Origin of the sequence: Streptomyces sp. SDT5-1, assembly GCF_052245995.1 — a bacterium.
Taxonomy (GTDB): domain Bacteria; phylum Actinomycetota; class Actinomycetes; order Streptomycetales; family Streptomycetaceae; genus Streptomyces.
Genome location: NZ_CM125963.1, coordinates 1,809,309 through 1,832,817, shown reverse-complemented (window position 1 = coordinate 1,832,817; position 23,509 = coordinate 1,809,309). Strand labels below are relative to the sequence as shown.

At 72.9% G+C, this 23,509-nt stretch carries 14 protein-coding genes and 1 pseudogene; 7 read left to right on the top strand and 8 right to left on the bottom strand.

The annotated features are described in order from the left end of the window. Positions 1 to 9: 9 nt before the first annotated feature. Positions 10 to 4,614, top strand: coding sequence for a hypothetical protein (locus ACTWJ8_RS08580; RefSeq protein WP_443263496.1), 4,605 nt, complete (start codon positions 10 to 12; stop codon positions 4,612 to 4,614). Between the two features lie 36 nt (positions 4,615 to 4,650). On the opposite strand, the gene ACTWJ8_RS08575 is transcribed toward ACTWJ8_RS08580, so the two are convergent. Continuing rightward, entirely contained in the window at positions 4,651 to 5,073 is a 423-nt protein-coding gene (locus ACTWJ8_RS08575) for a hypothetical protein (protein WP_356385447.1), read from the bottom strand. A gap of 421 nt (positions 5,074 to 5,494) precedes the next feature. Here ACTWJ8_RS08575 and ACTWJ8_RS08570 point away from each other — a divergent pair, with 421 nt between their 5' ends. From ACTWJ8_RS08570 to ACTWJ8_RS08550, 5 genes and pseudogenes are all read left to right on the top strand, one after another. Next, positions 5,495 to 8,281, top strand: coding sequence for a nitrate- and nitrite sensing domain-containing protein (locus ACTWJ8_RS08570; protein ID WP_443263495.1), 2,787 nt, complete (start codon positions 5,495 to 5,497; stop codon positions 8,279 to 8,281). Continuing rightward, a complete protein-coding gene (locus tag ACTWJ8_RS08565; RefSeq protein ID WP_356385441.1) occupies positions 8,278 to 8,715 on the top strand; it encodes a roadblock/LC7 domain-containing protein in 438 nt (145 codons plus the stop codon). The genes ACTWJ8_RS08570 and ACTWJ8_RS08565 overlap by 4 nt, the downstream gene beginning before the upstream one ends. A gap of 9 nt (positions 8,716 to 8,724) precedes the next feature. Next, entirely contained in the window at positions 8,725 to 9,120 is a 396-nt protein-coding gene (locus ACTWJ8_RS08560) for a DUF742 domain-containing protein (RefSeq protein ID WP_356385438.1), read from the top strand. 54 nt (positions 9,121 to 9,174) lie between these two features. Next, a pseudogene (locus ACTWJ8_RS08555) lies at positions 9,175 to 12,826 on the top strand (hydantoinase B/oxoprolinase family protein); the annotation flags it as partial. Next, positions 12,810 to 13,412 (top strand): GTP-binding protein, encoded by a 603-nt coding sequence (locus ACTWJ8_RS08550; RefSeq protein WP_443263494.1) that lies wholly within the window; start codon positions 12,810 to 12,812, stop codon positions 13,410 to 13,412. The pseudogene ACTWJ8_RS08555 and the gene ACTWJ8_RS08550, both read left to right, overlap by 17 nt. Before the next feature lie 117 nt (positions 13,413 to 13,529). On the opposite strand, the gene glpK is transcribed toward ACTWJ8_RS08550, so the two are convergent. From glpK to ACTWJ8_RS08520, 6 genes are all read right to left on the bottom strand, one after another. Beyond that, positions 13,530 to 15,053, bottom strand: a complete 1,524-nt coding sequence (gene glpK, locus ACTWJ8_RS08545) for a glycerol kinase GlpK (protein WP_443263493.1) — start codon at positions 15,051 to 15,053, stop codon at positions 13,530 to 13,532. Positions 15,054 to 15,096: 43 nt separating this feature from the next. Beyond that, positions 15,097 to 15,840 (bottom strand): MIP/aquaporin family protein, encoded by a 744-nt coding sequence (locus ACTWJ8_RS08540; protein WP_356385428.1) that lies wholly within the window; start codon positions 15,838 to 15,840, stop codon positions 15,097 to 15,099. Positions 15,841 to 16,152: 312 nt separating this feature from the next. Continuing rightward, positions 16,153 to 17,802: an EAL domain-containing protein gene (locus ACTWJ8_RS08535; protein ID WP_443263492.1), complete on the bottom strand. Its 1,650-nt coding sequence runs from the start codon at positions 17,800 to 17,802 to the stop codon at positions 16,153 to 16,155. A gap of 120 nt (positions 17,803 to 17,922) precedes the next feature. Further along, a complete protein-coding gene (locus tag ACTWJ8_RS08530; protein ID WP_443264842.1) occupies positions 17,923 to 19,113 on the bottom strand; it encodes a lipid-transfer protein in 1,191 nt (396 codons plus the stop codon). After that, entirely contained in the window at positions 19,110 to 19,568 is a 459-nt protein-coding gene (locus ACTWJ8_RS08525; protein ID WP_356385422.1) for a Zn-ribbon domain-containing OB-fold protein, read from the bottom strand. The genes ACTWJ8_RS08530 and ACTWJ8_RS08525 overlap by 4 nt, the downstream gene beginning before the upstream one ends. Before the next feature lie 63 nt (positions 19,569 to 19,631). Next, positions 19,632 to 20,441: a M15 family metallopeptidase gene (locus tag ACTWJ8_RS08520; protein ID WP_356385419.1), complete on the bottom strand. Its 810-nt coding sequence runs from the start codon at positions 20,439 to 20,441 to the stop codon at positions 19,632 to 19,634. Positions 20,442 to 20,512: 71 nt separating this feature from the next. Here ACTWJ8_RS08520 and ACTWJ8_RS08515 point away from each other — a divergent pair, with 71 nt between their 5' ends. Continuing rightward, positions 20,513 to 21,049 carry an NUDIX domain-containing protein gene (locus ACTWJ8_RS08515; RefSeq protein WP_443263491.1) on the top strand — a complete coding sequence of 179 codons (537 nt, stop codon included), beginning with the start codon at positions 20,513 to 20,515 and terminating at the stop codon, positions 21,047 to 21,049. A 13-nt stretch (positions 21,050 to 21,062) separates the two neighbouring features. On the opposite strand, the gene ACTWJ8_RS08510 is transcribed toward ACTWJ8_RS08515, so the two are convergent. After that, the gene (locus tag ACTWJ8_RS08510; RefSeq protein WP_443263490.1) at positions 21,063 to 23,420 is read right to left on the bottom strand and encodes a glycoside hydrolase family 31 protein; all 2,358 of its coding nucleotides are present in this window, start codon (positions 23,418 to 23,420) and stop codon (positions 21,063 to 21,065) included. Positions 23,421 to 23,509: the final 89 nt, after the last annotated feature.

Genomic DNA, 23,509 nt, shown 5'->3' with positions numbered 1-23,509 from the left:
GAGTCCGCCATGTACGAGCTGTCCCGGGTTCGCCTCTACTCCATCGGGCCCGCCGGCGCGCGCTACGCCGACACGGTGCTTGACCTGCGCGGAGTCGGCGAGCCCGTGCCCGACCCCGCGCCCACCCAGGCGGAGTTCTTCGAGGACGAGCCCGTCGGGCCGCCGCGCCGCCCCGCGCCGGCCGGCGTGCTCTTCCTGGAGAACGGCGGCGGAAAGTCGGTCCTGCTCAAGCTGATCTTCTCGGTGATGCTGCCGGGCCACCGGAACACGCTGGGCGGCGCCAGCTCCGGAGTGCTGCGCAAGTTCCTCCTCGCCGACGACTGCGGGCACGTCGCCCTGGAGTGGCAGCACACGCTGACCGGCGAGTGCGTCGTCGTCGGCAAGGTCAGCGAGTGGCGTGGACGGCAGGTCTCGAACGACCCGCGGAAGTTCGCCGAGGCCTGGTACTCGTTCCGGCCGGGCCCCGGATTGAGCCTCGACTCGCTGCCGGTCGCCGAGTCCAGCGCCGTCCGTCCCGTCGCCGAGGGCGCGTCGGGCGCGCAGGGCCGACGCCGCACCATGAAGGGCTTCCGCGACGCCCTCATGGACGCCGTGAAGGCGTACCCGCACCTGGAGGTGCACTGGGAGGAGATCCACGACCGGTGGAACGAGCACCTCGGTGACCTCGGTCTCGACCCCGAACTCTTCCGCTACCAGCGGGAGATGAACGCGGACGAGGGCGAGGCCGCAGGCCTCTTCGCCGTCAAGAAGGACTCCGACTTCACCGACCTGCTGCTGCGCGCCGTCACCGACACCCGCGACACGGACGGCCTCGCCGACCTGGTCAGCGGGTTCGGGAACAAGCTGGGGCGGCGCGCCGAACTGATCGCCGAGCGCGACTTCACCGCCGGCTCCGTCGACCTGCTCACCCGCATCGTGGAGGCCGCCGACACGCGAGCACGCGCGCGGGACATCCACACCGCCGCCGAGCGCCGCACGCGCACGCTGGCCCGCCGCCTGTCCGCCCGCGCCGCCGTCGAGCGCGGCCGCGCCGGGGAGCTGGCCCAGCAGGTCACCGCAGCCGCGCACACCGTCACCGAGGCCGAGTCGGCGCGCGAGCGCAGCTCCCTCATCGCCGCCGAACTCGCCTACCGGCACGCCTCCCTGGCGCTCGCCGGAGCCGAGAAGGCCGCGGCCGCGCAGAAGCGCGAGCTGGCCGACGCCCGCACCCTGTACTCCGCCTGGCAGGCCGCCGAGGCCGTCCTTCGGCACCGCGCCGCCGCGGACCGCTCCGCGCGCGTGGCCGTCGCCATCCGCGAGGCCGAGCGGGACGCCGCCCCCGCGCTCGCGGCCCGCGCCAAGGCCGCCTCCGAGCTCGTACGGGCCCTGCACAGCGCCGCCGAGCAGTCCGAGAACCACGCCAACGAGGAGGAGGAGCGCTCCGCCGTCCTCCAGGAGGCGGGCGAGAAGGCGCACCACGACGCGACCGTCGCCGCCACCGAGGCACAGCGCGCCCGCAGTGAACTCGGGCACCTGCGCCAGCGGTTGACCGAGGTCGAGCAGGAGACCGCGGAGGCCGTCCGCGCCGGGTGGATCGACGACAGCGCCCCCGACGCCGACCCGGCCCGCGCGGCCCTCGCCGCCGCCGACGCCGAGAAGACCACCGTCGCCGCGTGGGACACCGCGCGCGAAGCCGCCCGCCGGGCGTCCGAGCACGCGCGCGAGGCCGCCGCCACCGAGGCCCGCGCCGAGCTGACGGCGGCCCGCGCCGCCGACGCCGCGAGCGCCGCCGAGCAGGCCCACCGCGCGGAGGAGCGCGCCGCCGCGGCCCTCGCGGGGGAGGAGCGCATCGCCGAACTCCTCGGTGTGGGCGGGCAGTCCGCCGATCCGGACGGGGACGACGAGCCGGGCTCGGACGCCACCGGAGGCCCGCTCAGCGCCGAGGACCTGGACCGCGCGGCCGACGACCTCAAGGCGCTGCTCGACGACACCGTGTCCTCCGCCGAGCGGCAGCTGTTCGACCTCCGTACGGCCGCGGCCGACGACTCCCGGATCCTCGGCGCCCTCGGTGACGGCGGCCTGCTGCCGCCGGGACCGGACGTGCTGGCCACCGTCGAGTTCCTCGGCGAGCACGGCATCCCGGCCCTTCCCGGCTGGCGCTACCTCGCGCAGTCGGTCGATCCGACGGACCACGCGCGCGTGCTCGCGGCCCGGCCCGAGCTGGTCGACGGCGTCGTGATCACCGACGACGCCGCCCACGGCCGCGCCCGTGAGGCCCTCGCGGGGGCGGCCCTGCTGCCCCGCTCCGCCGTCGCCGTCGGCACCGCCGCCGCCCTGCTCGCCCCGACCCCGGCCGAGAACGCGTCGGACGAGAACGTCTTCCTCGTGCCGCCGAACCCGGCCATGCACGACGAGCACGCCGCCGACGAGGAGCGACAGGCCCTGCGCGAGCGCGCCGCCCGCCGCGACGAGGAGATCCGGGCGCTCGCGAGCCGCCTCGGCAAGGACCGCGAGCTGGCGGCCCGCCTCGCCTCCTGGCGCTCCGGCTGCCCCGCGGGCCGCCTCGCCGAACTCGCCGCGGCCGCCCACGAAGCCCGTACGTTCGCCGAGGAGTCCGAGGCCGAGCTCGCCGAGGCCCGCACGGTGCGCGCCGAGGCCGACGAGGCCGCCGCCGAGGCGACCCGCGTCCGCGACGAGCGGCAGGAGGCGGCGCAGAAGGCCCGCCGCGCCGCCGACGCGCTCGCCGGTCTCGCGTTCCGCCTGCGCGAGCGCGCGGGCTGGCAGGCGAAGGTCCGCGAACTCGCCGACGAGGCCGTCGAGTCGGAGGCCCGCGCCCAGACCTGCCTGGAGCACGCCCGCTCCGCCGACGAGGACCGGCGCGCGGCCCAGCGTTCCGCCGACGACGCGCGCCGCACCGCCCGCACGCTGCGCGCCGAGCGCGCCGAGATCGCCGGCGCCCCCGACGACGTACCGGAGGGCGAGCCGCCGCAGGCCTCGCTGCCCGCCCTGCGCGAGGCGTACCGCGCCGCGTCCCAGGTCTACGAGAAGGTGGGCGTCGGCGCCGACCTGCGCGCCGAGCAGGCCCGCGCCGAGTCCGACGAGTCCGCCGCGCTCGCCGAGCTGGACCGCCTCAGCAACAAGGTGCGCACCCGCGCCGCCGCCCTCCTGGAGACCTCCGAGGGCGCCGACGGACCGTCCCGGCAGGCCGCCGCCGCCCGCGCGGAGGAGCTCGTGCAACTCCTGGAGACCCGCGCCTCCACCGCGAGCGAGCAGCTCGGCCGACTGCGCGGCGAGGCCGAGCGGCACGCGCCCGAGGACGGCGACGCGCACACCGAGCTGCCCGACGACCTCGTCCCCTCCGACACCGAGCACGCCCAGACGCTGCTGCGCACGGCCACCACCGAACTGGCCACGCGCACCGAGGCGTTGAGCACCGCGCGCGCCGCCCATGCCGAACTCGTCGACGCCCACCGCGCCGCCGAGGACGGGGCAGGCGGCTTCGACGAGACCGCCGCGCTCCTGCGCGACCTGCTGCGCGACCACGCGGACCCGGCCGAGGACCAGGAGGAGCCCGAGCCCTACCCGGGAGCCCTGGAGGAGGCCCGCCGGACGGCGGCCGAGACCCGGCGCTCGCTGCGCGGCTGCGCCGCCGACCTGTCCGCGGCCGAGGCGGCCGTCCGCGAGGCGAGCGACATCCTCGTACGACACGCCAACTCGACGCGGTACGAGCAGGTGCGCACGCCCGCCCGGCAGCAGATCCGGGAACTGCCCGCGTCCGCGCTGCCCGAGCACGCGCAGAAGTGGGCCGACGCGTTCGCGCCCCGGCTGCGCGTCCTCACCGACGAGCTGGCCCAGCTGGAGCGCAACCGCGACTCGATCGTGGACCGGCTGCGCGGCCTCGTGGAGTCCTCACTGGCCACCCTGCGGTCCGCGCAGCGCCTCTCGCGCCTGCCGGAGGGGCTCGGTGAGTGGTCGGGGCAGGAGTTCCTGCGGATCCGCTTCGAGGAGCCCGACCAGGCCACGCTCATCGCGCGGCTCGGCGAGGTCATCGACGAGGCGACCCGCGCGGCCGTGAAGAAGAACTCCGACCTGCGCCGCGACGGAATGTCCCTGCTGCTGCGCGGCGTCAGCGCGGCGCTCCAGCCCAAGGGCGTCGCCGTCGAGATCCTCAAGCCGGACGCGGTGCTGCGCGCCGAGCGGGTCCCGGTCGGACAGATGGGCGACGTGTTCTCCGGCGGCCAGCTGCTCACCGCGGCCATCGCCCTGTACTGCACGATGGCGGCGCTGCGCTCGAACGACCGGGGCCGCGACAAGCACCGGCACGCGGGCACGCTGTTCCTCGACAATCCGATCGGCCGCGCCAACGCCACGTACCTGCTCGAACTACAGCGCGCGGTGTCCGACGCGCTCGGCGTGCAACTCCTCTACACGACCGGCCTGTTCGACACGACGGCGCTCGCCGAGTTCCCCCTTGTGATCAGGATGCGCAACGACGCGGACCTCCGGGCCGGGTTGAAGTACATCAGTGTGGAGGAGCATCTGCGTCCCGGGCTGCCGCAGCAGGACCCCGAGGGCGAGACGGTGCACGGCGAGATCACGGCGACGCGGATGTACAAGCGGCCGGTCGACGCCTGACCTCGTCCTGGAGGCGGGGCGGCCCGGCGCGGCGGCTCAGCCGTGCGTCAGCTGCCCGGTCCGGCGACGGCCGCGTATGTCGACCGCGTCGGGCCGGGCGGCGCCGCCCCGTGACCGCGCGGCACGGCGGGCCTGGCGGCGCTCCTTGCGCAGCTGCCGCGCCGTGCTCGCAGGGACCGAGACCACGCCGTGCCGCTGGTTCCACACCTGGCGCGTCACCCAGACGTCCAGGACGCCCCACGTGGCCACCACCGTGCTGCCCACGCTGCTGAGCACCATCGGGAAGGCCAGCCAGGAGTCGGCCAGCGTGGAGAACACGGCAATCATGGCCTGGATCAGGGTGAGCGCGACGATGAGGACGGCCCGCACGGCCGACGTCCGTACCGGATCGGGCATGCGGCGCCGACGCGCCGGCTCCTCGACCCACAGTCCATTTCGCTCCGCCGTGCCCATCGCCACGTCACTCCCCGCCGATCTCGGGCCCCTCGGGACCCTCAAACCGATGCCTCCGCACCGGCACTGCACAGTGACTGCCCGAATTGCCGTGCTTTACGCCGTCGGGTCGGCTGCCCTCTCTTGAAGACGAACGGAGGGCCGCGAAGATTCCCGTTCCCCCGAACTCCAGTGATCCGAACAGGGCGCGCGGAGAGTTCCGGCCAACTCTCGTAGGGGGCAGGCCGATTGTGATCGTCGCCCCTGCCATGAGCGGGCGGCGGGAATCTCCCGCAATGCCGGACAACTCATGACGTCAGGGCCCGAGTTCGGAAGGACAGCATCCGGACAGGTCTTCGAGTTGCTCGTGTCTCAGTAGTAGGCTCGCGCCGTTTGTTGACGCACATGTGTGCCCCTTGAGGCAGAGGGGACGATCTTGGGGGAGGCCGTGCGCTTTCGCGGGAAGTCCATCCGCCGGAAGATCGTGGCGTTGCTTCTGGTGCCGTTGCTGTCCCTGACGGCCATCTGGGCCTTCGCCACGGTGATCACCGGGCGCGCCGCCGTCCAGCTGATCTCCGCGGGCAAGGCGGTCGACTCGATCGCCTCCCCCCTGGTCGCCACGAGCCGCGCGCTTCAGGTCGAGCGCCGCCAGACGCTCGTCTACCTCGCCGACCCCCGCGCGTCCGACGCCCAGTCGGCCCTGCGCGTCAAGCGGACCGACGCCGACGAATCGATCAGCCGGATCAAGGAGAGGGCCCGCGACGGAAGCGTCAGGGACGATCTGGACCCCGACGCCCGCGCCTCCCTCGACACCGCCATCGAGGGCCTCGAGGGCATCGCCTCCCTGCGCCGGAACGTCGACGAGGGCACCGTCACCCGCGCCCAGGCCCTCGAGTTCTACAACCGCCTGATCGCACCGACGTACGACTTCCTCCTCGACCTCACCGCACTCGACGACGCGAAGGTGGAACGCGAGGCACGCGCCCTCGTCGGTATCGTCAAGGCGCGCGAACTCCTGTCCCAGGAGGACGCACTGGTCGGCTCGGGTCTCGTCGCCCGCCGGTTCACGCAGGAGGAACAGCGCCAGGTCTCCGACCTCGTCGCCCAGCGCTCCCTCCTCTACGAGACCAACCTCGCGCTGCTGCCCGACAGCGAACGCTCCCGCTACCAGCGGTACTGGCGCAGCCCCGAGACCAACCCGCTGCGCACCGCTGAGGAAGCGGTCGTCAGCGGCGCCCCCGGGACACCGAGAGGCGTCACCGCCCGGAGCTGGGACAAGGCATCCCAGCCGGTGCTCGCCGAACTCGTCGACCGGGACTCCGCCGCCACCGAGCGCTACCAGGACCGGGCGCGCCCCGAGGCCGTCGGCGTCCTGCTGCGGGCCGGCGTCGCCGGCGTGCTCGGCCTGCTCGCCCTCCTCGTCTCCCTCTACCTCTCCGTACGCATCGGCCGCGGCCTCGTCCGCGACCTGCGCCGACTCCGCCTGGAGGCCCACGAGGCCTCCGGCGTCCGGCTGCCCGGCGTGATGCGCCGCCTCGCGGCGGGCGACCAGGTCGACGTCGAGACCGAGGCGCCGCGCCTCGAATACGACAAGGACGAGATCGGCCAGGTCGGCCAGGCGCTCAACACGCTTCAGCGCTCCGCCGTCGAGGCCGCGGTCAAGCAGGCCGAACTGCGCCGCGGTGTCTCCGAGGTCTTCGTCAACCTCGCCCGCCGCAGCCAGGTCCTGCTGCACAAGCAGCTGACCCTGCTCGACACCATGGAGCGCAGGACCGAGGACACCGACGAACTCGCCGACCTGTTCCGCCTCGACCACCTCACCACCCGCATGCGCCGCCACGCGGAGGGCCTGGTCATCCTGTCCGGCGCCGCCCCGTCCCGGCAGTGGCGCAGGCCCGTGCAGCTCATGGACATCGTCCGCGCGGCCGTCGCCGAGGTCGAGGACTACGAGCGCATCGAGGTCCGCCGACTGGCCCGGATCGCCGTGACGGGCCCGGCCGTCGCCGACCTCACCCATCTCGTCGCCGAACTCGTCGAGAACGCCACCGTGTTCTCGCCGCCGCACACCGCCGTCCAGGTGCTCGGCGAGCGCGTCGCGAACGGCTTCACCCTGGAGATCCACGACCGCGGCCTCGGCATGGCCCCCGACGCGCTGCTCGACGCCAATCTGCGGCTCGCCGAGACACCGGAGTTCGAACTCTCCGACACCGACCGGCTCGGCCTGTTCGTGGTCAGCCGTCTCGCCCAGCGGCAGAACATCCGCGTCTCCCTCCAGCCGTCGCCGTACGGCGGCACCACCGCCGTCGTCTTCATCCCCGACGCCCTGCTCACCGACGCCCCCGACACCGAGGGCGCGGGCTTCCGCCTCGACCGGCCGAACGCGCCGCGCCGCACGCCCGGCACGGGACCGCACGCGAAGTCGGGCGGCGTGGCCGGTCTCCCCGGTCTGCCGGCCTCCGTGCTCGACGGCCCCGTCGAGCTGGAGGCCCCGCTGACGACCTCCGACATGACCGAGTTCCCCGGAGCCCTGGGCGACGACGACAGTGAGCGCGGCGGTCTGTTCCGCCCCCGCCGCGCCATGACCGGTCCTTCCGGCGAACAGCACCAGCAGGCCCAGGACGACGGCGCCGGGAGCGACGGCGCTCCGGACGGCCCGCTGCCGCTCCCGCGCCGGCGCGTGCCCAAGCTCGTCAGCTCGCACGGCAGGCCCGTCACCCACAGCCGGCCCGGTGAGGCCGACCGCGCCCCGGCCGAACCCGGCGAGCGGCACGACCGGGGGAGCGGCGAGGCGGGCGGCGGCCCGTCCCTGCGCGGCGAGGTGCGCGGCTCCACCCCGGCAGGTCTCCCCAGGCGCCGCCCGCGCGCGGCCGAGGAAGCCGGGCCCGTCCGCGAGACCTCCGAGCCGACGACGGACGCGACCGAGGCGACCGAGCCGCCCACCCGCGACGCCGGTCCCTCCGGCGGCACCACGCCCGGCGGCCTGCCCCGCCGCGTCCGACAGGCCAACCTGGCCCCGCAGTTGAAGGACGGCCCGGACCTGCGCGGCGAAGGCACGGCACCGGCCGAAGACAGGACACCCTCCGCCCTCCCCGCCGACCGGGACGCCGACGAGGTGCGCAGCCGTATGGCCTCGCTCCAGCGCGGCTGGCGGCGCGGACGGGCGGAGAACACCGCGGGCGATGAGCGCGCCGACGGTGCAGCACGAGGAACGAACTCTGAGGGGGACGGTCGATGACCGCGCCGAAGGCCAATCCGCAGACCACCAACGGCGTCGTCAGCGAGCTGAACTGGCTCCTGGACGACCTGGTCGAGCGTGTCGCCGGTGTCCGCAAGGCGATGGTGCTCTCCGGCGACGGACTGCCGACAGGCGCCTCCGAGGGCCTCAGCCGGGAGGACAGCGAACACCTGGCCGCCGTGGCCTCCGGGTTCCACAGCCTCGCCAAGGGCGTGGGCCGGCACTTCGAGGCGGGCGGCGTCCGGCAGACGGTCGTCGAACTGGACGAGGCCTTCCTGTTCGTCACAGCGGCGGGCGACGGCAGTTGCCTCGCCGTGCTCTCCGACGCGGACTCCGACGTCGGCCTCGTCGCGTACGAGATGACCCTGCTGGTCAAGCGCGTCGGGGCGCACCTTGGCACGGCCCGGCGCACGGACCTGCCCGCCGGAGGGTAGTGGGTTGGCATGAGACCAGACGGTCAGGACACGCATCACTGGTTCGACGACGACGCGGGACCCGTCGTCCGTCCCTACGCCATGACCCGCGGCCGCACCACCAGCGCGGCCCAGCACCGGCTCGACCTGATCGCCGTCGTCGTCGCCGAACAGCGCGAGAGCGACGCCGCACGGGACCAGACGCTGTCGCCCGAGCACGTCGACATCGTCGAGCTCTGCCAGGACAGCCCGCAGTCGGTGGCGGAACTCGCCGCGGAACTCGACCTTCCGATCGGCGTGGTGCGCGTCCTCATAGGCGATCTCGTCGACGACGAACTCGTCCATGTGACGCGGCCCGTCCCACCTGCGGAACTGCCCGACGCGAGTATTCTCCGCGACGTGATCGACGGCCTCAGAGCGCTCTGATCCGACAGCGGAGCCCGCGAGGCACAGGAACGGGGCGGACGGCAGGAGACACACGTGGCAGGCTGGCAGTTCTGGATCGACCGAGGCGGCACCTTCACCGACGTCGTGGCCCGGCGGCCCGACGGTCGCCTCGTCACGCACAAGCTGCTCTCCGACAACCCCGCGCGCTACCCGGACCCGGCCGTCTTCGCGATCCGTGAACTGCTCGGCGAGGACGACGGGCCGATCGACTCCGTCCGGATGGGCACCACCGTCGCCACCAACGCCCTCCTGGAGCGACGTGGCGAGCCCACGGCCCTCGTCATCACCCGCGGCTTCCGCGACGCCCTGCGGATCGCGTACCAGAACCGGCCGCACATCTTCGCCCGCCGCATCGAGCTGCCCGAACTGCTCCACGAGCGCGTCATCGAGGTCGACGAGCGTGTCGACGCCCAGGGAGAGGTGCTCACCCCGCTCGACCTCGACGCCCTCGAGGCGGACCTGCGGCGCGCCCACGAGGACGGCATCCGCGCCGTGGCCGTCGTCTGCCTCCACAGCCACCTCCACCCGGCCCACGAGCGCGAGATCGGCGCCCTCGCCGAACGCGTCGGGTTCCCGCAGATCTCGCTGTCCAGTGAGGTCAGCCCGCTCATGAAGGTCGTGCCCCGCGGCGACACCGCCGTCGTCGACGCCTACCTCTCGCCCGTCCTGCGCCGCTACGTGCGCCAGGTCGCCGACCAACTGCCCGACGTCCAACTGATGTTCATGCAGTCCAACGGCGGACTCACCGAAGCCGGACAGTTCCGCGGCAAGGACGCCATCCTGTCCGGCCCCGCCGGCGGCATCGTCGGCATGGCCCGGATGTCCGAGCGCGCAGGCTTCGACCGCGTCATCGGCTTCGACATGGGCGGCACCTCCACCGACGTCTCGCACTACGCGGGCGAGTACGAGCGCGTGCTCACCACGCAGATCGCCGGCGTCCCGCTGCGCGCCCCCATGCTCGACATCCACACCGTCGCCGCGGGCGGCGGCTCCGTGCTGCACTTCGACGGCAGCCGCTACCGCGTCGGTCCCGACTCGGCGGGCGCCGTCCCCGGACCCGCCTGCTACCGGGGCGGCGGCCCCCTCACGGTCACCGACGCCAACGTCGCGCTCGGCCGCGTCCAACCCGCCCACTTCCCCTACGTGTTCGGCCCCGAAGGGGACCAGCCGCTCGACGACGCCCTCGTCCGCGAGCGCTTCGCCGACCTCGCCACCGAGATCCGCGAGAGGACCGGCGACGAGCGCACCCCCGAGCAGGTCGCCGAGGGCTACCTCCAGGTCGCCGTGGCCAACATCGCCAACGCGGTGAAGCGGATCTCGGTCCAGAAGGGCCACGACATCACCCGCTACGCCCTCACCACCTTCGGCGGCGCGGGAGGCCAGCACGCGTGCAAGGTCGCCGACGAACTCGGCATCCGCACCGTCCTCGTACCGCCCATGGCCGGTGTCCTCTCCGCGCTCGGGATCGGGCTCGCCGACACCACGGCCATGCGGGAGCAGTCCGTCGAGGCCACCGTGGACGCCGCCGCCATGCCGCACATCCTCAAGACGGCCGACGACCTGGAGAGCGCCGCCCGCGAGGAACTGCGCGCCGAGGACGTCCCCGAGGAGCGCATGCGGATCGTGCGCAGGGCCCAGCTCCGCTATGACGGCACGGACACCGCGCTCACCGTGGAACTCGCCGAACCCGACGCCATGATCCGCGCCTTCGAAGAACGTCATCGCGCTCACTACTCCTTCACCCTGGACCGACCGCTCGTCGTCGAATCACTCTCCGTAGAAGCCACTGGTCTGACCGATCCCCCCGATCTCTCCCACCTCGCACCCCGCGTCACCGCCCCGACCGCCTCCGCGCCCGCCACCGTCCGCCTGCACACCGGCGGCGCCTGGCGGGACGTCCCCCTCCACCACCGGGGCGAACTCCCGCCCGGCGCACCCGTCGACGGGCCGGCGATCATCGCCGAGGACGGCTCCACGACCGTCGTCGACGACGGATGGCGGGCGGCCCTCGCGGACGACGGCCACCTGATCATGGAACGGGTGGCGGTTACGGAGAGTTCCGATCCGGGCGCGGAAGTCGATGCTTCACTCGATCCGGTGAGGCTCGAGGTCTTCAACAACCTGTTCATGTCGATCGCGGAGCAGATGGGCGCCCGCCTCGAGTCGACCTCGCAGTCCGTCAACATCAAGGAGCGCCTGGACTTCTCCTGCGCCCTCTTCGACCCCGACGGCAGCCTCGTCGCCAACGCCCCGCACATTCCCGTGCACTTGGGCTCGATGGGCACCAGCGTCAAGGAAGTGATCCGCCGCCGCGGCGCGACCATGCGCCCCGGCGACACCTACGCCGTCAACGACCCGTACCACGGCGGCACGCACCTGCCGGACGTCACCGTGATCACCCCGGTCTTCGACACCGACGGCGACCGCATCCTGTTCTACGTCGCCTCCCGCGGCCACCACGCCGAGATCGGCGGCATCGCCCCCGGCTCCATGCCCGCGAACAGCCGCACCATCGACGAGGAAGGCGTGCTCTTCGACAACTGGCTGCTCGTCGAGGCCGGCCGGTTCCGCGAGGAGGAGACCCTGCGCCTGCTCACCGGGGCCGCATACCCGTCCCGCAACCCGCGGACCAACCTCGCCGACCTGCGCGCCCAGATCGCCGCGAACCAGAAGGGCGTCGACGAAGTCGCCCGCATGATCGACACCTTCGGCCTCGACGTCGTGCTCGCCTACATGAAGCACGTGCAGGACAACGCCGAGGAGTCCGTACGGCGCGTCATCGACGCCCTGGAGGACGGCGAGTTCGCCTACGAGACCGACTCGGGCGCGGTCATCCACGTGCGCGTGAGCGTGGACAGGGAACGCCGCGCCGCCACCGTCGACTTCACCGGCACGTCCGACCAGCTCCCCACGAACTTCAACGCCCCGTTCGCCGTCGTCAACGCCGCAGTCCTGTACGTCTTCCGCACGCTCGTCGGCGACGACATCCCGCTCAACGACGGCTGCCTGCGACCCCTGGACATCGTCGTGCCGCCCGGCTCCTTCCTCTCGCCCGAGCCACCCGCCGCCGTCGTCGCGGGCAACGTGGAGACGTCCCAGGCCATCACCGGAGCTCTCTACGGAGCCCTGGGCGTGCAGGCCGAGGGCTCCGGAACCATGAACAACGTCACCTTCGGGAACGCCCGGCACCAGTACTACGAGACCGTGGCCTCCGGCTCCGGCGCCGGTGACGGCTTCCCCGGAGCATCGGTCGTACAGACCCACATGACCAACTCCCGACTCACCGACCCCGAGGTCCTCGAGTGGCGGCTGCCCGTCGTCCTGGAGGAGTTCGCGGTGCGGCGCGGCAGCGGGGGAGCGGGCCGCTGGCCCGGCGGCGACGGCGCGGTGCGGCGCATCCGCTTCCGGGAGCCGATGACCGTCTCCACGCTCACCCAGCACCGCAGGGTGCCGCCCTACGGGATGGCGGGCGGCGCTCCCGGAGCCCTCGGCGCCAACTCCGTGGAACGCGTGGACGGCACCGTCACCCGCCTCGACGGCAGCGACACGGCCGACGTGGCCCCTGGCGACGTACTCGTCGTCGAAACGCCCGGAGGCGGTGGCTACGGGCCGCCCGAGGAGCACAGCAGTACCCGCAACGGCGACACCAGTGAGGCAGGAGACAAGTCATGATCTTCGGGCGTTCCGATCGCCGCAAGGCCCCCGTCGAGCCCGTGACGCTCAAGATCCTGGTGGCCGGCGGCTTCGGCGTGGGCAAGACGACGCTGGTCGGCGCGGTGAGTGAGATCCGGCCGCTGCGCACGGAGGAAGTCCTCACGGAGGCCGGCCGCCCCGTCGACGACACGGCGGGCGTCGAGGGCAAGAACACCACCACGGTGGCGATGGACTTCGGCCGCATCACACTCCGCGAGGACCTGGTGCTCTACCTCTTCGGTACGCCGGGGCAGGACCGCTTCTGGTTCCTCTGGGACGAGTTGGCGACCGGCGCGCTGGGCGCCGTCGTCCTCGCGGACACCCGCCGCCTGGAGGACTGCTTCGCCGCCGTCGACTACTTCGAGAAGCGCTCCATACCCTTCGTCGTCGGTGTCAACTGCTTCGACGGCGCCGACCGCTACCCGGCCGAAGCGGTCCGGCAGGCGCTCGACCTGGATCCGGACGTCCCGGTGTTCCTGGGTGACGCGCGCGACAAGGAGTCGGTCAAGGAAATCCTCATCGGCGTCGTCGGACACGCCGCGGAGGCCGCCGAGCGCCGCCAGCCCGCGACGACCTGAGCCCCCCGAACGCGCAGCGGCGATCCGCACCTCCGCCGACCGGGGTGCGAACCGCCGCCCACGCGCGTGCATGGCCGTACGTCACCACGCGCGCGTGCACACGCGCGTGGCCGTCGCCTACGCGCCGTCTCCGTCCTCGTGCCAGCCGAAGCTCTTCTCCACGGCCTTGCGCCAGTTGTGGTATTCACGGTCCCGGGCGCCCGCGTCCATCGCCGGGGTCCACTCGGCGTCGCGCTGCCAGTGGGCCTTCAGCTCGTCCAGGTCGTTCCACACGCCCGTCGCGAGCCCCGCCGCGTACGCGGCGCCCAGACAGGTCGTCTCGGAGACCCTGGGCCGGATCACGGGCACGCCGAGGACGTCGGCCTGGTGCTGCATCAGCAGATTGTTCTTGGTCATGCCGCCGTCGACCTTCAGGGTCGTGATCTGCACCCCGGAGTCCTGGTACATCGCGTCGACGACCTCGCGGGTCTGCCAGCTCGTCGCCTCCAGGACGGCACGCGCCAGGTGCGCCTTGGTGACGTACCGGGTGAGGCCCGTGACGACACCCCGCGCGTCGGAACGCCAGTAGGGCGCGAACAGGCCCGAGAACGCCGGGACGATGTACGCGCCGCCGTTGTCGTCCACGCTCGCCGCGAGCGTCTCGATCTCGTCGGCCGTCTTGATGATGCCGAGCTGGTCGCGGAACCACTGCACCAGGGCGCCGGTGATCGCGATCGACCCTTCGAGGCAGTACACGGGCGCCTCGGAGCCGATCTTGTACCCCATGGTGGTGAGCAGGCCGCTCTTCGAAGGCACCGGCCTGTTGCCGGTGTTGAGCAGCAGGAAGCTGCCCGTCCCGTACGTGTTCTTCGCGGTCCCCGTGTCGTAGCAGGCCTGCCCGAACACGGCCGCCTGCTGGTCACCGAGCGCCGAGGCCACCGGCACGCCCGCCAGTTGCCCGACCGCGGTGCCGTACACCTCGGCGGACGAGCGGATCTCCGGGAGCAGCGACTCCGGGACGTTCATCGCCGACAGGATCGACGGGTCCCACTGAAGGGTCTCCAGGCTCATCAGCATGGTGCGACCGGCGTTCGTCACGTCGGTGACGTGCACACCGCCGTCGGTGCCTCCGGTGAGGTTCCAGATCAGCCAGGAGTCGATCGTGCCGAAGGCCAGCTCGCCGCGCTCCGCCCTGGCGCGCAGGCCCGGCACGTTGTCGAGCAGCCAGGCCGCCTTGGGCCCGGAGAAGTAGCTCGCCAGGGGCAGCCCGGTCGTCTCCCGGAAGCGGTCCTGGCCGTCGGCGCCGCCCAGTTCGTTGCAGAGCGCGGACGTCCGGGTGTCCTGCCACACGATCGCGTTGTGCACGGGCTTTCCGGTGGCCCGGTCCCAAAGGACCGTCGTCTCGCGCTGGTTGGTGATGCCGAGCGCGCTGAGCTGGTCCGCGCGCAGCCCCGCCTTGGCGATCGCCCCCGCGACCACGGCCTGGACCTTGGACCAGATCTCGGTCGCGTCGTGCTCGACCCAGCCCGGCTTCGGGAAGATCTGGCGGTGCTCGCGCTGGTCGACGGCGACGATCTCGCCGTCCTGGTTGAAGATGATGCAGCGGCTCGACGTGGTGCCCTGGTCGATGGCGGCGACGTACTTCACGGAAGCGTCGGGCATGGCTCCCCCTTCTTAAGAAGACGGTCGAAACTGCTTCTGCGCTTCAGAACGCTGCGTTGTAGATGGCCCCCGCGAGCGCGCCGCCGATCAGCGGTCCGACGACCGGCACGAGGGCGTAACCCCAGTCGGACGTCCCCTTGTTGGGGATCGGCAGCAGCTGGTGCACGATGCGCGGCCCCAGGTCGCGCGCGGGGTTGATCGCGTAACCCGTCGGCCCGCCGAGCGACAGACCGATGCCGACGACCAGGAGCGCCACGATCAGCACCTGGGTGCCGGATTCGCCGAGCCCCTTGGTGAGTCCGAACGCGAGGATGGGCAGCACCAGGCCGATCGTCGCGATGATCTCGGTGATGAGGTTCGCGGCCAGGTTCCGGATCTCGGGGATCGTCGAGAAGATGCCGAGCGTCGGTGTCGGGCCGTCCTCAGCGGACTCCTCGCCGGAGCCGACGTTGGCGTTGAACTGCGCGAGATACACCAGGTAGGCGAGGACGGCGCCGAGCATCGCGCCGACCATCTGGCCGAGCAGATAGACCCAGACCTTGTCCCACTTGCCGGTGTCGACCGCGATGCCGATGGTGACCGCGGGGTTGAGATGACCGCCCGACAGCGGGGCGGCCGTGTAGGCGCCGGCCAGCACGCCGAAGCCCCAGCCGAACGCGATGACGACCCACCCGGAAGCCTTCGCCTTGGAGTGTTTCAGGGTGACGGCGGCGCAGACGCCCGCGCCGAACAGGATCAGAATGCCGGTGCCGATGACCTCACCGATGAAAATGTCTCCGTTGCTCATGGCGGCTCCTAGGCCCTCGCCCGGGACAGTGCGCCCCGGTCCTCCGTGCAGGGTGCGTTTCCATGGCTGGTTCCGAACCGCGGCCGCCGTGAGCAGGGGAGTCCCGCGCCCCGCCCGGCAGCCGCGACGAGTGGGCGCGCACAGCCGGAACCACATGTGGGGAAGCGGCCGTGACCTGCCGCAATCCGGCAGGAGAGCGCGCCCAGGGCAGTCCGGACCCCGAGCGGCGGTGGGCCGATGTGCGGCGATGCCGACTGACACCGGAAGTGTTCACCGGCGGTACTGGAGCGTCAAGGTCGCGGACGGCAACGGTTAACCGGTGGTGGGCGCTCCTCCTCGCGCGCACGCGGCCGCCGTGGCGCGTGCGCCGCGGCGCACATCGAAGCCCTCGCGCCCCGCCTGCCCGCACACCCAACTCGCCCCGGAGCGCGCCTTCGCGGCCTTCTTCAGCGGGGCGAGCAGCGCCGCCGCCTGCCGGTGGTCCAGGACGCTGCCGGGCGGGCAGACCACCGTGGCCAGCGAGAGCGTCACCGCCTCACCGCCCGCGGACCAGGGCGCGTCGAGCACCGCGGCCGCCAGCGGACCGAGCCGCTCCGGATCGGCGAGGACGAGGAAGTCGTCGCCCCCGATGTGCCCCACTCGCACGGCGTCCGATTCCGCCCGCGCGAGAGCCTGCCCCACCGAACGGATCAGCTCGTCCCCTGCCGCGAACCCGGCGCTGTCGTTGACCTGCTTGAATCCGTCGATGTCCAGCCAGCTGAGGGCGAACGCGCGGCCCTGCGCCACCCACCGATCCAGCTCGCCCGTCACGGCGTCCGAACCGGGCAGCCGCGTCAGCGGATTGAGCCCGGCCGCCTCCTCGACCCGACTCTCGGCCAGCGCCCGTACGAGGTCGGTGAGGCGTACGACGCCGACGCAGCGCCCGTCGTCGTCCACCACCGCGACGTCGTCGGCGGTGCGGGTGTGCTCGCCGTCCGCGACCACGTCGAGGACCTCCCAGGCGGTCGCGGTGACCCCGACCGTGCGCGGCCGGTCGCCGAGCCGCGCGGCGGGCCGGTCGGCGTACAGGGCGTGCCCGTAGCGCGTGGAGAGCGACAGCAGGAAGCGGTCCCGCTGCACCGACCGCACCGGTACCCCGGCGGCGTCGACGAGCAGGACGCCGGTGACCTCGGCCGCCCCGGTGAGCCGTCGCCGCACCTGCTCGGCGGACGCCGTCTCGGGCAGCAGTGCGGCGGGCCGCACGAAGTCGCGCACGGTGGGGCCTGCCGGCCGTTGCGCGCGGACGGCAGGGCGCAGTTCGGGCACGTACACCTTGGCGGCCGGCAGCCGGGCGGCGGGCGCGAACAGGTCGCCCTGCGCGAGCTGCGCCCCGGCGTCGAGGGCCGCCGCGCACTGGGTCTCGGTCTCCACGCCCTCGACGGCGAGCAGCGCGCCGATCTCCTCGCACAGCGTCCGCATGGCCCGCACCGTCGCCCGACGCGACAGCAGTGAGGCGTCGAGCTTGATCAGGTCGGGCGCCAGATCGTCGAGCAGCCGCAGCGGTACGTCGCCGTCGCCCACGCCGTCCGCGCTGACCCGGAAACCCTCCTTGCGCAGCGCGTCGACGCCCTCCAGGAGCGCGCGGTGCGGCACATGCGTGAACGGCGGCCCCACATCCACCGTCACCTCCCACGGCAACCGCCCCGCCTCACGCACGGCACGCCGCAGCGCGTCGAGCCCGCCCAGATCGGCGAGCGTCCCCGCGAACACGTTCACATGCAGCGGCAGCAGCGACTCCCGGCGCGCCGCGTCCCGCAGCGCCAGGGCGGCCAGATCGCCGTCGAGCTCGGGCTCGCGCTGCGCCCGCGCGAGCACGTCACCCGACTCGGGACGGGCGAGGATCTCCAGGGCCGCCGCCGCGCCCGTGGCCAGATTGACCACGGGCTGGAAGGCGAAACGGAGGCTGTCCGACCAGGTGTGCACGCCAGCATGATGGCCCCACGCGCGCGCGATGAGGGCCGGTTCACGCGCTGTTCACGCAGGATTCCCGCGCGGACACGCTGCGTACAGACGCCGCGGGTGGGCGCACGGTCGCGACGGCGGTCAGCGCACCGCCACGACCGAGGAACCGTGCCCGAACAGGCCTTGGTTGGCCGTGATCCCCGCCCGGGCCCCTGCCACCTGCCGGTCGCCGGCCGTGCCCCGCAACTGCCATGTCAGCTCGCAGACCTGGGCGATCGCCTGCGCGGGCACCGCCTCCCCGAAGGACGCCAGTCCGCCGCTGCTGTTCACGGGTATGCGCCCGCCGGGCGCGGTCGCGCCGTCCCTGAGCAGCTTCGCGCCCTCACCCTCGCCGCACAGCCCCAGGTCCTCGTACCACTGCAGTTCGAGGGCCGTCGACAGGTCGTAGACCTCCGCGAGGGACAGGTCCTCGGGGCCGATGCCCGCCTCCTCGTAGGCGGCGCGCGCGATCGAGGCGCGGAAGGTGGGCCCTTCGGGCGCGACGCCGGCGGCCGAGTCCGTCGCGATGTCGGGAAGGTCGAGCACCGTGTTCGGATACGTCGGCGTCACCGTCGACACCGCACGGATGCGGACGGGATCCGCGGCGCCGTGACGGCGCGCGAACTCCATGCTGGACAGCACCAGCGCGGCCCCGCCGTCCGACGTCGCACAGATGTCGAGCAGGCGGAGCGGATCGGCGACCACGGCGGAGGCCGCGACCTCGTCGGCCGTCACCGTCTTGCGGTAGCGCGCGTTCGGATTCAGCGCGCCTGAGGCGGCGTTCTTCACCTTGACCTGGGCGAAGTCCTCCAGGGTGTCCCCGTGCACGGCCATCCTCCGGCGCGCGTACAGCCCGAAGTACGTCGGGTTGGTCGCCCCCAGGGCGCGGAAACGCAGCCAGTCGGGATCGTCGGGCCGGTCGCCGCCCGCGGGCTTGAAGAACCCCTTGGGCGCGGCGTCGGCGCCCACCACCAGTACCACGTCCGCGAGCCCCGCCAGGATCTGCGCCCGCGCCGTGCCGACGGCCTGCGCGCCCGAGGCGCACGCCGCGTAGACGCTGGTCACGCGCGCGCCCTGCCAGCCCAGCGCCTTCGCGAACGTCGCCCCCGACACATAGCCGGGGTATCCGCCGCGCACCGTGTCCGCCCCGACGATCGACCCCACGTCGCGCCAGTCGATCCCCGCGTCGGCGAGCGCCGCCCGGGCCGCCGCCACCCCGTACTCGACGAATCCGTGCCCCCACTTGCCCCAGGGGTGCATGCCCGCTCCGAGAACCGCCACGTCCGCCGTCATGCCGTCACCCCCGTCGGCCGCCAGTGCCACGTCGTCCACGTCGTCCCGGTCTCTTCGTCCCCCTCCTCGTCGAGTACGCCCGGTACGACCTCCACCTCCATGCCGACCGCGAGATCGGCGGCGGAGACTCCCGGAGCCCCCTGGCCGAGCACGACCATGCGCTCGGCCTCGAGCTCCACAGCGATCAACGCGTAGGGCTCCCACGGGAGTTCCCGATCCGACACGTACGGTTCCGGCGGTCGGTACCGGGCGTCCGTGTACGACCAGATCCGCCCGCGCCGCGAAAGCGGCACTTCGACGAGCTCACCGCCCGCGCACGCGGGATTGCGGCACGCCGTGTCCTCGCGTGGGAAGAACACCGACGCGCACGCGGCGCAGCGCGTGCCCAGAAGGCGGAAGTCGTCCCCCTCTCCGGCGAACCAGTCGGCCACGACAGGTGTACGCGTGCGCGCCACAGTCCCTCCCCGGCATTGGATCTGACGGAACGTCAGAAGTGTGCCACGGGGAACCGGACGACGTCACCGCCCCGTCAGCGACCTCCTGGAGACCGGGAAGTCGAAGTAGGTGTCCGGGTACCGCTCCGGCTTGTACGTGTAGTGCCACCACTCCTCGGGGAGATTGACGAACCCCTGCGCGCCGAGCGCGTCCCGCAGCAGGTCACGGTTGGCCCGCTGGACGCCCTTGATGCGCGGGTCGTCGGTGTGGGCGAGCGTGTCGAAGCAGTCGAAGCCCGTCCCCATGTCCACCGAGTTGTCCGGGAAGCGCTCGGCCTTGGGCCCGTAGCAGGGTGTGAGCTGCTCCCCGGGTACGTACGGACGCGTGGGCACCGCGGGCAGCTTCACGACGGTCAGATCGAGAGTGGAGCCCCGGCTGTGGCCCGACTTCTCCGCGATGTAGCCGTCCTCGAAGAGCCGCGTCTTGTCCACGCGCGGGTAGAACTCCGCCTTCATCCGCTGGTCGTCGAGGTCCTTCGCCCAGCGGACGAAGTGGTCGACCGCGCGCTGCGGCCGGTAACAGTCGTACACCTTGAGGGAGTAGCCCCTCTTCAGGAGGCCCGCCTGCGCCGTGTGCAGCGCCCGCGCGGCCGGTCTCGTGAGGATGCACATCGGCTTCTTGTAGCCGTCGACCGGCTCACCCATGAAGTCGTGCTCCGTGTAGTAGCGCATCTCCTGGATGATCGTGGGGTCCACATCATGGAGCGCCACGAAGTCCTTGGGCGCCTTGGGGTCGGGCGTCGCCTGCGCGGCAGAGGGCGCGGCGGCCACGCCCAGAAGCGCGGCTGCGGTCAGGGCGGCGAGTTTCCGCAGAGCGGTGGTGGCTCGAGTCATGGATCAGCGTCTATCAGGCGCCGACCCCACCGGGGAAGACCGCGGCCGAGTGATCGGATACAGTCCGCGCCGTGTCCGCATCAACCCACCCCACGCTCAACCCCGTTCCGGATTCCCACTGTTCGAGCTGTGGGACCGCCTACGGGGCCGAGGCGCACGGCTGGCCGCGCACCTGCGGGGCCTGTGACTCCGTGGCCTACCGCAACCCGCTCCCCGTGGCCGTCGCCCTCCAACCGGTCTACGACACGGTGGGCACGGCGCTCGTCGCCATCACCCGGACCATCGCTCCCGCGCGCGGGGAGCCCGCTCTGCCCGGCGGCTTCATCGACGACCGGGAGGACTGGCGGCGGGCCGTCGTCCGCGAACTCCAGGAGGAGACCGGCATCGTCGCCCAGGCCCGCGACGTACGCCTCGCGGACGCCATGAGCGCCCCCGACGGCCACCTCCTGCTCTTCGGTCTCCTGCCCGAGCGCCCCGCCGGGTTTCTGCCCGACAGCGTGGCCACGGACGAGACCGACGGCTGGCACCTGCTGCGCCGTCCGGCCGAACTCGCCTTCCCGCTCCACACGCTGGCAGCCAAGGCATGGTTCGAGGGCCGCTACCTCTAGGCCGCCAGACCCCTCAGAGCCCGCGCACGCGGACGGGGTACGACGGCTCCACGTCGCCGTCCTCCCCGTCCCACTCGACGACCACTCGCCCCTCGTTCCAGCGCACCCGGAACCGGTCGATCCGCGGCTCCTCCCAGCCGTCCCCGACGTCCCGCGCCACATGGCCGCCTCCCGTCCGCCCGGGAGCGGGCGCCCACGCCTCCAGGACGACGCCGCCATCCCGGTCGCGCACCGGGAGAACCGCCCCACCACGCGCGAGGACCGGAATACGCGACAAGGGCGCGTCCACGGCGACCTGCCCCGGACCGTCGAACACCGCACCGGTCACCGTGTCGTACCAGCGCCCGGGCGGCAGCTGCACGGCGCGGCGCTTCACGCCCCGGTCGAGGACCGGCGCCACCAGCAGACAGTCGCCCAACAAGAAGGCGTCCTCGCAGTCCCGCAACGCCCGGTCCTCCGGAGCGCCCCACCACAAGGGCCGCACATAAGGAGCGCCGGTACGCCGAGCGAGGTGCGCGAGCGTCATGAGGTACGGGTGGAGCCGCCGCCGCTCCCGCAGCACCACGCGCGCGTGGTCGAGCACCTCCGCCCCGAACGTCCAGGGCTCGCGCCGCCCCGCCCGCAGCGCCGAATGCGTCCGGAACAGCGGCATGTGCGCGCCCAGTTGGAACCAGCGCAGAAACAGCTCCGGGGACGGCTCCCCGTCGAACCCGCCCACATCCGGCCCCGAGTACGGCACCCCGCACAAGCCGAGCCCCAGCACCAGGGAGAGCGAGGACCGGAGCCCCTCCCACCCGGTGGCGACATCACCGGACCACGTCCCTCCGTAGCGCTGAAGACCCACCCAGCCCGACCGCGAGAACAGGAAGGGCCGTTCCTGGGGCTGCAATTCACGCAACCCCTCATAGCCGGCCCGCGCCATGCACAGTCCGTAGACGTTGTGCGCCTCCCGATGGTCGCCGCCGCGCCCCTCGACCGCGTGACGGGCCGAACGGGGGAGCGTGGGCTCCCCGAAGGCGGCGAAGGACACCGGCTCGTTCATGTCGTGCCAGAAGCCCGAGAAACCCTGCGCGAGGCGCTCCTCGTAGAGACCGCCCCACCACTTGCGCACGCGCTCCGCCGTGAAGTCCGGGAACACGGACTCGCCGGGCCACACGACACCGCGCACCGGACGGTTCGCCGCGTCCCGCACAAAGGCGTCGATCGCCCGCCCGCCGTCGTACAGGGCATTGCCGCGCTGCGCCTTGACCGCCGGATCGACGATCGACACCAGCCGGACGCCCTCGCCCCGCAGGTCCTCGGCCAGCCGCGGCAAGGAAGGAAACCGCTCACGATCCACCGTGAAGGCCTGCCGCGCCGCGAAGTGATCGATGTCCAGGTGCACCGCGTCCAGAGGCAGATCGCGCTCCTTGTAGCCCGCGACGACCCGCCGCACCTCCTGCTCGCTCCCGAACCCCCACCGCGCGTGCTGATGACCGAGCGCCCACCCAGGAGGCACGGCCGGAGCGCCGGTCAACCGCGTCCAGACACTCAACACGCGCGCGGGAGCGCCCACCACCACCCAGGAGCGCAACGGGCCGCCGTCCATGCGCACTTCGGAGGTCCCGGCGCAGTCGTGCCCGGACCCCTCGCCCTCGCAGCCCTCCCGGAGCGCGACCGTGCCGTCCCAGGTGTTGTCGTGGAACACCAGATGCGTCCCGGCGTCCGCGACGACCATCTGCACCGGCATCGTGAGCGACAGGGGATCGTCATGCCGGCCGAACGAGCCACCAGGATCCGTGTTCCACAACCGGTACGTCCCGTTCCGCAGCCGGGGCCCCGACGCACGCCCGCCGAGCCCGAAGAACCGCGCGTCCGCGGCCACCTCGCTCCGCTGCGCCCAGCGCGCCTCACCGCCGCCCTCCGGCTCCCACCACCGGGGCGGCAGCTCACGCCGCAGCAGCACCCCGCCCGGCGTCCGCACCTCCAACGCGCCGTGCCGCGACACCACCACGGTCATCCGCTCGGACACCACCCGCCAGCCGTCGTCCTTGTCCGGCTCCAGGACCGCCCGCGGGTCCGCCTCCGGGCAGATCCCCGCCAGCGCGTACGAGGGCTCGGGCTCGGCGCCGTCCCAACCCCAGAACACCGCGCCGCTCGCCGTCACGGTGATGCGCAGCCGGGACCGCGTGAACCGCACCAGGCCGCCACCCGGTTCCGGCGTCGCGTCGACCACGGAACCCGGCACCCGGGCCCGCTCGACGCCACGCCGGGGCAGCCCCGCGGCATCCGCGCGCCGGTGCCGCCACGACGCCCGAACGGCGCGCAGCCCCTGGGCCGACCCCACGGAAGAGACCGCCTTCGCCAAGCGCACCAGGTCACGACCATCCATGCTGCTCAGCCTGCCACCGCGACGCGCGCGTGAGGGCCCCGTTCAACTGCCGTTCACCCGTGGTCCCAGCACATCTACGAGAGGTCGAC